We start from the raw sequence: 12501 nt of genomic DNA, 5'->3' as shown, positions 1-12501 counted from the left end.
GGAATTGGCCGCCGGGAGGGTACTGACAAAGCGGGGCGGGCCAGGTAGCGTCACGGAAGGTCCACATCCTGTGGACTAGACCTCATTCCTTTACTCGGATCGTCCGGCACGTTCCTGCCGGTGAAGGGACCACTGCACCATGGCTACTGTCACTTTTGACAAGGCGACCCGGATCTACCCCGGGACCGAGCGCCCCGCCGTCGACGCGCTGCAGATCGACATCGCGGACGGCGAGTTCCTCGTCCTCGTCGGCCCCTCGGGCTGCGGAAAGTCGACCTCGCTCCGCATGCTGGCCGGCCTGGAGGACGTCAACGCCGGCGCCATCCGGATCGGTGACCGGGACGTCACCCACCTGCCGCCCAAGGACCGGGACATCGCCATGGTGTTCCAGAACTACGCGCTCTACCCGCACATGACCGTCGCGGACAACATGGGCTTCGCCCTGAAGATCGCGGGCGTCAACAAGGCCGACATCCGCAAGCGGGTCGAGGAAGCCGCCAAGATCCTGGACCTCACCGAGTACCTGGGCCGCAAGCCCAAGGCGCTCTCCGGTGGTCAGCGCCAGCGTGTGGCGATGGGCCGCGCGATCGTCCGTGAGCCGCAGGTCTTCCTCATGGACGAGCCGCTGTCCAACCTGGACGCCAAGCTCCGCGTCCAGACCCGTACGCAGATCGCCTCGCTGCAGCGCCGCCTCGGCACCACCACGGTCTACGTCACCCACGATCAGACCGAGGCCATGACCATGGGCGACCGCGTGGCGGTCCTCAAGGACGGTCTGCTGCAGCAGGTCGACACCCCGCGCCACATGTACGACCGGCCGGCCAACCTCTTCGTCGCGGGCTTCATCGGCTCCCCGGCGATGAACCTGGTCGAGGTGCCGATCACCGACGGCGGCGTGAAGTTCGGCAACTCCGTGGTGCCGGTCGAGCGCGACGCGGTGCAGGCCGCGGCGGACAAGGGCGACCGCACGGTCACCGTCGGCGTCCGCCCGGAGCACTTCGACATCGTCGACGGCGAGGGCTCGGGCCTGTCGAAGGACGAGCCGGCCGGTCTGGCCGTCACGGTGAACGTCGTCGAGGAGCTGGGCGCGGACGGTTTCGTCTACGGCTCGGCCGAGGTCGGCGGCGAGCACAAGGACCTGGTCATCCGCGTCGGCGGCCGCCAGGTGCCGGAGAAGGGCTCCGTGCTGCGCGTCGTGCCGCGCGCCGGCGAGAGCCACGTCTTCTCCACCTCCACCGGTGAGCGACTGAGCGACTGAGCCACTGAGCGACCGAGCGGGCGGGTGACCGGGCGCCCGGTCCCCGACCGCCCGCGGACACACCCGGCCCGGCCCCCGCGCAAGGGGGGCCGGGCCGCGGCCGTTCCCGGGGCCGAAACCCCCCGCATTTCCGGTCATACAATGGCGTTTCGACCATGTTCGTCAATGCGCCCGTAGTCGATCAAGGGGCATTCATCACTCATCAGAGTGGCTAAATGTCGCCAAATCATCACTCCTCGCTACCATCACTGCCGTGAACCAGGTAGCCCGCCGCATCGGCAAGTCACTCGCCCTCGTCCTCCCGGTCGTCCTCGTGCTCTCCGGCACCCTCGCCGTCACCCGCGTCCCGTGGGCGACGTCGGCGTCCGACGCCCAAGTCCTCACCGCCTCGCACCAGAAGGAGGCGGCGTCCCAGCGGTCGGCCCCGCAGGAGGTGCTCCGCCGCAAGCTGCTGGGCGAGCTGCAGGAGAAGAACCCCGGCATCGCCCTGACGCACCTGCAGCGCGAGATGAACGAGCGGCCTTCGCTGGCGCAGTACTGCGGTTCGATCGCCCGGTCCCTGGGCCGTGCCGCGGTCGCCAAGTACGGCTCGGTGCACCGCGCCCAGGCCTGGTCGCGGCCGGTCTGCGACACCGCCTTCGCGACGGGCGTGGCCTCGCTCGGATGACCCGACGCGCGGGTCGCGTAGGGTGCGCCCATGACCGGCACGCCCGCGACCTCCCCGGCGGTGACCCAGGCCGTCCTCCTCGCCGGAGGACAGGGCTCCCGCTTGAGGCCCTACACCGACACCCGCCCCAAGCCGATGATCGAGATCCCCGGAACCGGGATCCCGATCATCGGCCATCAACTTGCCTGGCTGGCCGCCGAGGGCGTCACCGACGCCGTGATCTCGTGCGGCCATCTCGCTGAGGTCCTCCAGGAGTGGCTCGTCGACGCGGCGGCCGACCTGCCGCTGCGGGTGACCACGGTCGTCGAGCGCGAACCGCTCGGCCGCGGCGGCGGCCTGAAGCACGCCGCGGCCTCCCTGCCCCGGCCCCAGGAGCCCTGGTACGCCACCAACGGCGACATCTGGACGCGCTTCTCGCTGCGGGAGATGGCCGCCTTCCACATCGAGCGGGCCGCGGTCGCCACGCTGGCGCTGGCCCGTCCGCGCATCCCGTGGGGCGCCGTGGAGACCGACGAGTTCGGCCACGTCCTGGACTTCATCGAGGCCCCGCCCTCGCCGTTCCTCATCAACGCGGGCGTCTACGTCTTCTCCCCCGAGTTCACCGGGCTGCTCCCGGAACGCGGTGACCACGAGCGCACCACCTTCCCCCAACTCGCCCGGGAACGGCGGCTCGCGGGCTTCCCGCTGCCCCAGGGCGCCTACTGGCGGGCCATCGACACCGCCAAGGACCTGGCCGAGGCCGCGAAGGAACTCGCCTCGCAGCCCTGAGCGCACCGACCGCGGCACAGCCCGCGCCACGGGCAGCACCACGGGCAGCACCACGGGCAGCGCCGCAGGCAGCGGCAGGGAACGACGAAGAGGCGGCCGGAGGGTGGAACCTCCGGCCGCCTCTTCCCGTGTGCCGTACGGGCGTTACGCGACCTTGCCCGAGCCGTGCCGCGCCGGGGCCCCGAGCAGCCAGCCGGAGGTCTCGCCGCTGCCCAGCAGCCCGCCGAGCGCGCCGCCGCTGTCGGAGGAACCGCCGCCGGTGCCTCCGGTGCCGTTGCCGCCGCCCTGCGTCGGCGGGTTGCTGGGCACCGTGGGGCGGGACGGGACGGACGGCGCGGGCCGCGCGGGCCCGCCGCCGGTGCCGCCGCCACTGCCGGTGGTGGCCGAGGACGACCCGGGACGCGAGTGCGTGGCGTTCGGCGCCGAGGACGCCGCCCCCCGCGCCGACGGCGAGGAGGACGGGGAGGACGAGGGACCGCCGGAACGGCCCGCCGAGGGGGCCGTGGAGGGCCGGGACGACTTCTCCCCGGGCACCTCGGGCAGCGGGGAGCCCTCGAGGTTGTTGGTCGGGACGTCGGTCGGGGCGGGGAGCTGCGTGCGCGGGCTGGTGGACCGTACGGCGGTGCCGAGGGTGGCACCGACCACGAGCGAGATCCCGACCAGCACCGTGGCCAGCACCGCGCCGCGCCGCAGCACCCGGCTCCGCAACTCCCCCAGCGGGGCGCGCGGGCCGAGCTTGCGCCAGGCCTCGCTCGCCAGCCGGCCGTCGGCGGAGTAGACCGGCGCCCCCGCGATGACCAGCGGGCTCCAGGCGGCGAGCAGGATGATGTCGGGCGTGTCGTACGCCGGGACGGTCCGCCAGCTCACCGTCACCAGCAGCGCCGCCGACAACAGGGCGCCGATCGACGCCGCGAACCGCTGCCAGAGCCCGAAGACCGTGAGCACCCCGGCGATCACCTGCAGGAAGGCCACCGTGAGTCCGGCGCCGATGGGGTGCGCGAGGGCGAGGTCGCGCAGCGGCTCGGCCAGCCCCCACGGGTGGAGCGAGGCGAGCCAGGTCACCATCGAGCCGCGCTTGCCGCCGTCGAAGTACACGGGGTCGCAGAGCTTGCCCATGCCGGCGTAGATGGAGATGAAGCCCAGGAAGATGCGCAGCGGCAGCAGCACGATGCCGAGGTTCATCCGGCGGCCGGGGTAGTAGGCGTGCCGGATGGGTTCGGCGCGTTCGCGGTTGCGGGCGCGGCCGTACTCCTCGTCGGGATCCGCGTACGGATCGAAGTCGGGGTCCTCGTCGACGGGGCCGGCGGTCGGCGCGGCGTACGCGAACTCGCTGGTGTCCTCGGGGTCGAGGTAGTCGTTGTAGGCGCCGCGCGCGGGGCGGATGCCGCCGAGCATCTCGCCGGGCGCCGGCGGCCGGCGCGGCGGGCCGACGACGGGCTGCGGCGGCTCCTCGATCCGCGGCAGCACCTGCGTCGCGGCGCCGAGGTCGGGGCCGTCCACCTGACCGTGGCGCACCGCGGCGAGCAGGTGGCCGGCAGCGGCGTCGCCGGGTTCGCTGCGCCCGGACCACACCAGGGGCGCACCGCGCCGCTGTGCGGCCGCGGAGGGGCGGACGGAGGTCGGGATGACGGGGACGCGCTGGGTCCTCGTCAGGGCACGGCCCGACGCCGCGCCGAGCTGCACGCGGAAGCTCGCGTGATTGACGATGACCTGGGCCGGGTCGGAGGAGACCTTATGCATGTTGAGCACAGGCTCGTCGGTGACCGCCGACGACCGTCCCCCCGGAGGAGTGCGGGGTGTTCTGGTGTCCACACTCATCTAACCGAGTGACACCCGATAAGGACACTGTGTGACGGGCCCCGTTGTGTCCGAGGCCCGTCAATCAGGGGTTGTCGCCGGGGCGCGCACGGGGGCGCGTCCGGGTTCAGGCCCGGCGGCGCGCCGCCTCGTAGAGCACGATGCCCGCGGCGACGCCCGCGTTCAGCGACTCGGCGCCACCCGGCATCGGGATGCGCACCCGCAGGTCGCAGGTCTCCCCGACGAGCCGCGACAGGCCCTTGCCCTCCGAACCCGCGACGACGACGACCGGGCCGGCCAGCGCCTCGAGGTCCTGCAGCTCGGTCTCGCCGTCGGCGGTCAGGCCGACGACCGTGAGGCCCGCCTTCTGGTAGGCCTCGAGCGTGCGGGTGAGGTTGGTGGCCCGGGCGACCGAGACGCGCGCGGCGGTGCCGGCCGAGGTCTTCCAGGCGCCCGCGGTCATCCCGGCGGCGCGGCGCTCGGGCACGACGACCCCGTGGCCGCCGAAGGCGGCGACGGAGCGGACGACGGCGCCGAGGTTGCGCGGGTCGGTGACCCCGTCCAGCGCGACGATCAGCGGGTCCTCGCCCGCGTCGAAGGCCTCGGCGGCGAGGTCCTCGGGGTGGGCGTACTCGTACGGCGGGATCTGCAGCACCAGGCCCTGGTGGTTGAGCCCGTTGGTGATGCGGTCGAGCTCCGGCCGCGGGGCCTCCATCAGCGGGATGCCCCGGTCGGTGGCGAGCTTGATCGCCTCGCGCACGCGCTCATCGTTGTCGATGAACTGCTGGACGTAGACCGCCGAGGCCGGGATGTCGGCGCGCAGCGCCTCCACCACCGGGTTGCGCCCGGCCACCAGCTCCGAGGTGGACTTGGAGCCCCGGCCGGACGGACGGCGCGACTGCGTGGACGCGGCGCGCTTCACCCTGGCGTTCGCGGCACGCTGCTTGGCGTGCCCCTTGCGCGCCTCCGCGGGCGGGGTGGGGCCCTTGCCCTCCAGACCCCTGCGCCGCTGCCCGCCGCTACCGACCGTGGCGCCCTTCTTGTTGGACGTGCGGCGGTTCCTGCGCTGGCTGTTGCCGGCCATGGGTCACCTGTTTCCTGCTGCTGTTGCTGCTACTGCGTGAACGTACGTACGTGTCAATGATGACGCGGACGCCCGGCTACCGGGAGCCGAGCGTCCAGCGCGGCCCGGAGGGGGTGTCCTCGATCTCCAGCCCGGACTGCTGGAGCCGGTCGCGGATGGCGTCGGCGGTCGCGTAGTCCTTGCGCCCGCGGGCCGACTCCCGCTGCTCCAGCACCAGCCGGACGAGGGAGTCCACGACCCCGTGCAGGTCCTCCCCGCGACCGTCGCCGGACCAGTGCGCGTCCAGCGGGTCCAGGCCCAGGACGCCGAGCATCGCCCGCACCTCGGCGAGGCGGGCGACGGCGCTCTCCTTGTCGTCCGCGGTGAGCGCCGAGTTGCCCTGCCGGACGGTGGTGTGGACGATCGCCAGCGCCTGCGGGACGCCCATGTCGTCGTCCATCGCCTCGGCGAAGGCCGGCGGCACCTCGGCGGCCGGCTCGACCGGGCCCGCCATCTCGACGACCCGCTGCACGAAGCCCTCGATCCGCGCGAACGCCGACTCGGCCTCGCGCAGCGACTCCTCGCTGTACTCGATCATCGAGCGGTAGTGCGGGGTGCCGAGGTAGTAGCGCAGCACGATGGGGCGCCAGCGCTTGGTCATCTCGCTCACGAGCACCGAGTTGCCGAGCGACTTGCTCATCTTCTCGCCGCTCATCGTGACCCAGGCGTTGTGCACCCAGTACTGCGCGAAGTCGTCGCCGAAGGCCTTGGCCTGGGCGATCTCGTTCTCGTGGTGCGGGAAGATCAGGTCGATGCCGCCGCCGTGGATGTCGAAGGCGGTGCCCAGGTACTTGTGGGCCATCGCGGAGCACTCCAGGTGCCAACCGGGACGGCCACGGCCCCACGGGGTCTCCCAGGACGGCTCGCCGGGCTTGACGGCCTTCCACATCGCGAAGTCGCGGGCGTCCCGCTTGCCGGTCTCGCCCTCGCTCTCCGGCTGGCGCAGGTTGTCGAGCTCCTGGTTGGACAGCTCCAGGTAGTCCGGGAAGGAGCGGACGTCGAAGTAGACGTTGCCCTCGGACTCGTAGGCGTGGCCGCGCTCGATGAGGCCGCGCATCATCTCGATCATCTCGGGCACGTGGCCGGTGGCGCGCGGCTCGTACGTCGGCGGCAGGCAGCCGAGCGCGTCGTAACCGTCGTTGAAGGCCCGCTCGTTCTCGTAACCGATCGCCCACCAGGGGCGGCCCTGCTCGCCGGACTTGGCGATGATCTTGTCGTCGATGTCCGTGACGTTGCGCACGAACGTGACGTCGTAGCCGCGGTAGGCGAACCAGCGGCGCATGATGTCGAAGTTCAGTCCGGACCGGATGTGCCCGATGTGCGGGGCTGCCTGCACGGTCGCGCCGCACAGGTAGATCGAGACGCAGCCCGGCCGGAGCGGGGTGAAGTCACGGACCTGGCGCGCGTCGGTGTCGTACAGGCGAATAGTCACGCATCAAGGGTAGTGGTCCCGGGTGCGTGCGCCGTCCGATCCACGGGAGCTTCATGGTGTTGTGACGCTCGCGGGGGCCGTCGCACCGGCCGCGGGAGCGCCCGGCGGGCGGGCGCTTCACCCGTACGGCGGACGGCACGACCCTGCGGGCGCCGGGTCAACTCCTCCGTGCCGCCGGTCACTTCGCGCGGCGGACCACCAGCGCGGTCGCCACGGCCGCCAGCCCCTCGCCACGCCCGGTGAAGCCCAGACCGTCGGTCGTCGCGCCGGAGACCGCCACGGGGGCGCCCACGGCGGCGGACAGGATCTTCTGGGCCTCGTCGCGGCGCTTGCCGATCTTGGGGCGGGGACCGATGACCTGGACGGCCACATTGCCGATGTCGTAGCCCGCCTCGCGGACGATCCGGGCGGCCTCCGTGAGCAAGGTCACACCGGGTGCGCCCGACCACTCCGGGCGCCCGGTGCCGAAGTGCGCGCCCAGGTCGCCCATGCCGGCGGCGGAGAACAGCGCGTTGCAGGCGGCGTGCGCGACGACGTCGGCGTCGGAGTGCCCGGCCAGGCCGTCCCCCTCGCCCTCCCACAGCAGACCGGCGACCCACAGTTCACGGCCCGGCTCGAAGGCGTGGATGTCGGTGCCGATGCCCACCTGGGGCAGCACGGGGACGTGGGCGGCCGGGGCGGTGCCCGTCGGCTCAGTAGTCATCGGTGGCCCTCCTGCGGGCGAGGACGGCCTCGGCGAGGACCAGGTCCAGCGGGCGGGTGACCTTGAAGGCCTCCTCGTGCCCCGGCACGACCAGCACCGGGACGCCGAGCCGCTCGACCATGCTCGCGTCGTCCGTGACCGGCCCGGTGACCGTGGTGTGCGCCTTGAGCAGCGTCGCCCGGTCGAAGCCCTGGGGGGTCTGGACGGCGCGCAGCAGCGAGCGGTCCGGGGTGCCGACGACGGCGTCGGTCGCCGGGTCGATCTCCTTGACCGTGTCGGCCAGCGGCAGCCCCGGCACGACGGCCGAGGCACCGTCCCGCACGGCGGCGGCGACGGCGTCGACCATGTCGACCGGCACCAGCGGGCGGGCGGCGTCGTGGACGAGCACCACCTCGACCTCGTCGGGCAGCGCGGCCAGGCCCAGCCGTACCGAGTCCTGCCGGCTCTCGCCGCCGGCGACGACCCTTATGTCCTTGGCCTCGGGCAGGCCGTTGCTGTCGAGCAGCGCCCTGACCTCGGCGACCCCGTCCGGGGGCGCCACGACGACGACCAGTGACACCGCGCGGGCGCGGGTCATGGCACGCACGGCGTGCACGAGGATGGGGACGCCGCCCAGGGTGCGCAGCGCCTTGGGCGCACCGGGGCCGAGCCGGACTCCACGTCCGGCGGCGGGAATGACTGCCGCGGTAGTCAGGTTTGTGTCCTTGGCCGAAATGGGTATCGCCTCAACGTGCCGGGCGCGAAGCCCCTGTCGGACCCTTCCGTGACACCGACAGGGCCAGCTGCCCGGGCCCGGCACCCAGTATGCAGGGGGAAGCGACGCGCGAACGAAGACGAGGGGGATCCTCGGCGTCGTCGAAGTGCCAGGCCACCGTGAGGGCGCCCCGGCATGCCGCAGTGCCCGGCGTAGGGAACGCACCGGGCACCACGGCGGAAATCCGCGTCAGGACGCGAGGACCTCGTCGAGGAGGGTCTCGGCCTTGTCCTCGTTGGTGTTCTCCGCGAGCGCGAGCTCGCTGACCAGGATCTGGCGGGCCTTGGCGAGCATGCGCTTCTCGCCGGCCGACAGCCCGCGCTCCCGCTCGCGACGCCACAGGTCACGCACGACTTCCGCGACCTTGATGACATCGCCGGAGGCGAGTTTCTCCAGATTCGCCTTGTACCGGCGGGACCAGTTGGTGGGCTCCTCGGTGTACGGTGCGCGCAGCACCTCGAAGACCCGGTCCAGCCCTTCCTGACCGACCACGTCGCGCACGCCGACGAACTCCGCATTGTCCGCGGGCACGCGTACCGTCAAGTCGCCCTGGGCGACCTTGAGCACCAAGTAGGTCTTGTCCACGCCTTTGATCTGGCGAGTTTCGATGGCCTCGATCAGCGCGGCCCCGTGATGGGGATAGACCACGGTGTCGCCAACCTTGAACGTCATGTGACAGGTACCCCTTCCGTGGCTATCCAGGGTAACACGGGAACGGCTGGTTCTGAATGGCGTTTTCGCAGGTCAGGGCATATCTCGGGGCTTGACAAGTGCGCCCGGAACGTGCTGCGGGAGGGGAGCGGAAGGCGGAATTCGCAGGTCGGAGTGGGTGTCGAGGGGCCCTGAAACGCTGCCGTTACACCCTTCCGAGGGCCAGGACAAGGGGAGGAACATCCCGATTTGTCGCTCTCTTGCGGGGGGTCTCTCGCTACTCCGTTCGGCCGCCACGGGCTTGATTGATCCATTTTCGCACCACGCCGGATTTCCGTCCGGCGGATGAACGGTAAATGGATCTTGCCGGTGTGGCGGGAATCGTTCGGCGGAATCCCGTAATGGATTCCGCCGTGCCCGCGCCGTTCCGCCCGGGGCCCCGTGGAAGGCCCCCGACGGCCCCCTGGAACGTCTCCCGGACACCCGGGTGGGTGAAGCCCCGGCCCGCCGGGGGGTGGCCCGGTGCGGGCGCACGAGACAGGCTCGGTAACCTAATCCAGCACCAGGTAACCCGTAAGTCCCGTACGTCCGTACCTCCGTACCCCGCCCAAGGAGATGCCGCCGCCGTGAGCAGCAGCCTTCGACGCGGCGCTCTCGCCGCCGCCCTTGCACTCTCGCTCTTCCCGCTCGCCGCCTGCGCTGCCGGGAACAGCGCGGAGACGCTGCGCGTCAGGCCGGACAACGCCGCGACCAGCGTCGGCGACATCGAGGTCCAGAACGTCGTCGTGCTCACCCAGGCCACCTCCGACGGTTCCTCCTCGGTGACGGCCAAGATCTTCAACAACGGCGACGAGTCGCAGACCCTGGACTCCGTGAAGGTCGGCTCCCTGGACGCCGACCTGTCCGGCACGATCACCCTGCCCGGCCACAGCTCCGTGCTGCTCGGCGGTGACGGCAACCCGTCCGCCCTGTTCAAGGGCGGTTCCGCGAGCAAGACCGACGGCGACTTCAAGGACGTCGTCTTCGACTTCAGCAAGACCGGCGAGGTCTCCCTGCAGAGCCTCGCGCTGCCCGCCGCCGGCTACTACGCCTCCTTCGGGCCGAGCGAGAAGCCCTCGCCCACGGAGACCGCGAGCCCGGGCGAGTCGCCCGCCGAGGGCGCCACGGCCTCGCCGACCGAGACCGAGACGATCACCGAGTCGCCCGCCGGCTGAGCACACCCCGGCACGCGAAGGGGCCCCGGGAGCACATCGCCCCCGGGGCCCCTTCCTGTCCGGTCACCGGTCTACGACTGGAACCCGAAGCCAGGCCGCGGCCGGTTTACGGCTCGAACTTGTAGCCCAGGCCACGGACCGTCACCAGGTAGCGCGGCGCGCCCGGGTCCGGCTCGATCTTGGCGCGGAGGCGCTTGACGTGGACGTCGAGCGTCTTGGTGTCGCCGACGTAGTCGGCGCCCCAGACCCGGTCGATGAGCTGCATGCGGGTGAGGACGCGGCCCGCGTTGCGCAGCAGCATCTCCAGGAGGTCGAACTCCTTGAGCGGCAGGTCGACCTTGCCGCCGCCCACCGTCACGACGTGCCGGTCGACGTCCATGCGGACCGGGCCGGCCTCCAGCGCCGACGGCGAGATCTCCTCGGGCTCGCCGCGACGGCGCAGCACCGCCCGGATCCGGGCGACCAGCTCGCGGGAGGAGAAGGGCTTGGTGACGTAGTCGTCCGCTCCTATTTCGAGACCGACAACCTTGTCGATCTCGCTGTCCTTCGCGGTGACCATGATCACCGGGACGTTGGACTTCAGCCGCAGCTGGCGGCAGACCTCCGTGCCGGGCAGGCCCGGCAGCATCAGGTCGAGCAGGACCAGGTCGGCGCCGTTGCGCTCGAACTCGTCCAGCCCGTCGGGCCCGGTCGCCGCGATGGCGACCTCGAAGCCTTCCTTGCGGAGCATGTACGACAGGGCATCACTGAAGGACTCTTCGTCCTCGACGACGAGTACTCGGGTCACGGGAGGACCTCCGGGGCGGGGATGTGATCGGGGAACGTCTCGTAGAGGGCGGAAGAGGACCCGGAGCCGGGCCCGCCGTCCTCCACCGCCACGGCGGTGGAGCGGTCCCGGCCGTCCCGGGACGCCGCGGCTTCGGGCAGCCGCAGGGTGAAGGTGGAGCCCTGGCCTTCGGCGCTCCACACCGTGACCTCCCCGCCGTGGGAGGCGGCCACGTGCTTGACGATGGACAGACCGAGGCCGGTGCCGCCCGTGGCGCGCGAGCGCGCCGGGTCGACCCGGTAGAACCGCTCGAAGACGCGGTCCCGGTCCTTTTCGGAGATGCCGATCCCCTGGTCGGTCACGGAGATCTCGATCAGGTCGCCACTGGGTGCGGAGACCCTGCGGCCCGCGATGCCCACGCGGGTGCGGACCGGGCTGTAGTTGACGGCGTTCTCGACGAGGTTGCCGAGCGCGGCCGCGAGCTGGCCACGGTTGCCCCAGATGTACAGCTCGGGGGCGCCGCCGGTGGCCATGGTGATCTGCTTGGCGTTCGCCGGGTGGCGGCAGCGGTCGACCGCCTCGGCGACGAGGTCGTCGACGGCGACCGGCTCGGCGTCGTCGAGGGGGTTGTCGTCCTGGACCCGGGAGAGGTCGATGATCTCCTGGACCAGGCTGGTCAGCCGGGCGGCCTCGATCTGCATCCGGCCCGCGAAGCGCTCGACGGCCTCGGGGTCGTCACTGGCGTCCATCACCGCTTCGGAGAGCAGCGACAGCGCGCCGACCGGGGTCTTGAGCTCATGGCTCACGTTGGCGACGAAGTCGCGCCGCACCGCCTCGATGCGCCGGGCGTCGGTCAGGTCCTCGACCAGGAGCAGCACCAGGCGCGAGCCCAGTGGTGCCACCCGGGCGGAGACCGCGAGGCCCTCGCCGCGGCCGGCGCCCCGGCGCGGCAGGTCCAGTTCCACCTGCCGTATCTCGCCGTCCCGCCGGGTCTCCCGGGCCATCTGCAGCATCTGGTCGACGGCGAGCCTTCCGCCACGAACCAGCCCGAGGGCGTACGCCGCCGAGCTTGCCTTGACCACCGTGTCGCCCTCGTCGAGGACGACGGCCGACGAGCGCAGCACGGACAGCACCGTGTCCACGCCCGGCGGTAGTACGGCTGCGGCGTCGGGCCGCAGGGATGTGCGCGTCGGGCGGGCCTGCTCCCGCTCGCTCCAGCGGAACGCGAGCACAGCGATCACACCGGTGCAGAGCCCGGCGATCGCACTGGCTGCGGCGACTGCCGCGTTCACGTCCATACCCCCAGGTTAGGGGGACGGAATGAGTGACCCACAGCGGTCGGAGCGTCTTCTCGAACGCGCGTTGCCA

At 71.9% G+C, this 12501-nt stretch carries 12 protein-coding genes; 4 read left to right on the top strand and 8 right to left on the bottom strand.

Annotation, left to right across the window (positions count from 1 at the left end; all coding sequences use genetic code 11):
• The first annotated feature begins 139 nt into the window (after positions 1 to 139).
• From PV341_RS22945 to PV341_RS22935, 3 genes are all read left to right on the top strand, one after another.
• Entirely contained in the window at positions 140 to 1258 is a 1119-nt protein-coding gene (locus PV341_RS22945; RefSeq protein WP_500330229.1) for an ABC transporter ATP-binding protein, read from the top strand.
• A gap of 253 nt (positions 1259 to 1511) precedes the next feature.
• Entirely contained in the window at positions 1512 to 1925 is a 414-nt protein-coding gene (locus PV341_RS22940; RefSeq protein WP_499513191.1) for a hypothetical protein, read from the top strand.
• A 30-nt stretch (positions 1926 to 1955) separates the two neighbouring features.
• Positions 1956 to 2693, top strand: coding sequence for a nucleotidyltransferase family protein (locus PV341_RS22935; RefSeq protein ID WP_500358874.1), 738 nt, complete (start codon positions 1956 to 1958; stop codon positions 2691 to 2693).
• Positions 2694 to 2837: 144 nt separating this feature from the next.
• Here PV341_RS22935 and PV341_RS22930 read toward each other — a convergent pair whose 3' ends face one another.
• The 6 genes from PV341_RS22930 to PV341_RS22905 all read right to left on the bottom strand — a co-directional run bounded on the left by PV341_RS22930 (position 2838) and on the right by PV341_RS22905 (position 9174).
• Entirely contained in the window at positions 2838 to 4433 is a 1596-nt protein-coding gene (locus tag PV341_RS22930; protein WP_500330256.1) for a DoxX family protein, read from the bottom strand.
• 184 nt (positions 4434 to 4617) lie between these two features.
• Positions 4618 to 5574 (bottom strand): 23S rRNA (guanosine(2251)-2'-O)-methyltransferase RlmB, encoded by a 957-nt coding sequence (gene rlmB, locus PV341_RS22925; protein WP_500330232.1) that lies wholly within the window; start codon positions 5572 to 5574, stop codon positions 4618 to 4620.
• A 76-nt stretch (positions 5575 to 5650) separates the two neighbouring features.
• Positions 5651 to 7045, bottom strand: coding sequence for a cysteine--tRNA ligase (gene cysS, locus PV341_RS22920; protein ID WP_500330234.1), 1395 nt, complete (start codon positions 7043 to 7045; stop codon positions 5651 to 5653).
• A gap of 178 nt (positions 7046 to 7223) precedes the next feature.
• Entirely contained in the window at positions 7224 to 7748 is a 525-nt protein-coding gene (gene ispF, locus PV341_RS22915) for a 2-C-methyl-D-erythritol 2,4-cyclodiphosphate synthase (RefSeq protein ID WP_500330236.1), read from the bottom strand.
• Positions 7738 to 8463: a 2-C-methyl-D-erythritol 4-phosphate cytidylyltransferase gene (gene ispD / locus PV341_RS22910; protein WP_499516900.1), complete on the bottom strand. Its 726-nt coding sequence runs from the start codon at positions 8461 to 8463 to the stop codon at positions 7738 to 7740. The genes ispF and ispD overlap by 11 nt, the downstream gene beginning before the upstream one ends.
• 228 nt (positions 8464 to 8691) lie before the next feature.
• Positions 8692 to 9174 (bottom strand): CarD family transcriptional regulator, encoded by a 483-nt coding sequence (locus tag PV341_RS22905; protein ID WP_018559600.1) that lies wholly within the window; start codon positions 9172 to 9174, stop codon positions 8692 to 8694.
• Positions 9175 to 9779: 605 nt separating this feature from the next.
• Here PV341_RS22905 and PV341_RS22900 point away from each other — a divergent pair.
• Positions 9780 to 10367 (top strand): DUF461 domain-containing protein, encoded by a 588-nt coding sequence (locus tag PV341_RS22900; protein WP_500330237.1) that lies wholly within the window; start codon positions 9780 to 9782, stop codon positions 10365 to 10367.
• Positions 10368 to 10473: 106 nt separating this feature from the next.
• On the opposite strand, the gene phoP is transcribed toward PV341_RS22900, so the two are convergent.
• A complete protein-coding gene (gene phoP, locus PV341_RS22895; protein ID WP_475986601.1) occupies positions 10474 to 11154 on the bottom strand; it encodes a two-component system response regulator PhoP in 681 nt (226 codons plus the stop codon).
• Entirely contained in the window at positions 11151 to 12431 is a 1281-nt protein-coding gene (phoR, locus tag PV341_RS22890) for a two-component system sensor histidine kinase PhoR (RefSeq protein WP_500330239.1), read from the bottom strand. The genes phoP and phoR overlap by 4 nt, the downstream gene beginning before the upstream one ends.
• Positions 12432 to 12501 lie beyond the last annotated feature (70 nt).

It is taken from the genome of Streptomyces sp. PA03-1a (assembly GCF_033792805.1).
Classification (GTDB): Bacteria; Actinomycetota; Actinomycetes; order Streptomycetales; family Streptomycetaceae; genus Actinacidiphila.
This window is presented reverse-complemented; position numbering and strand designations above follow the sequence as displayed.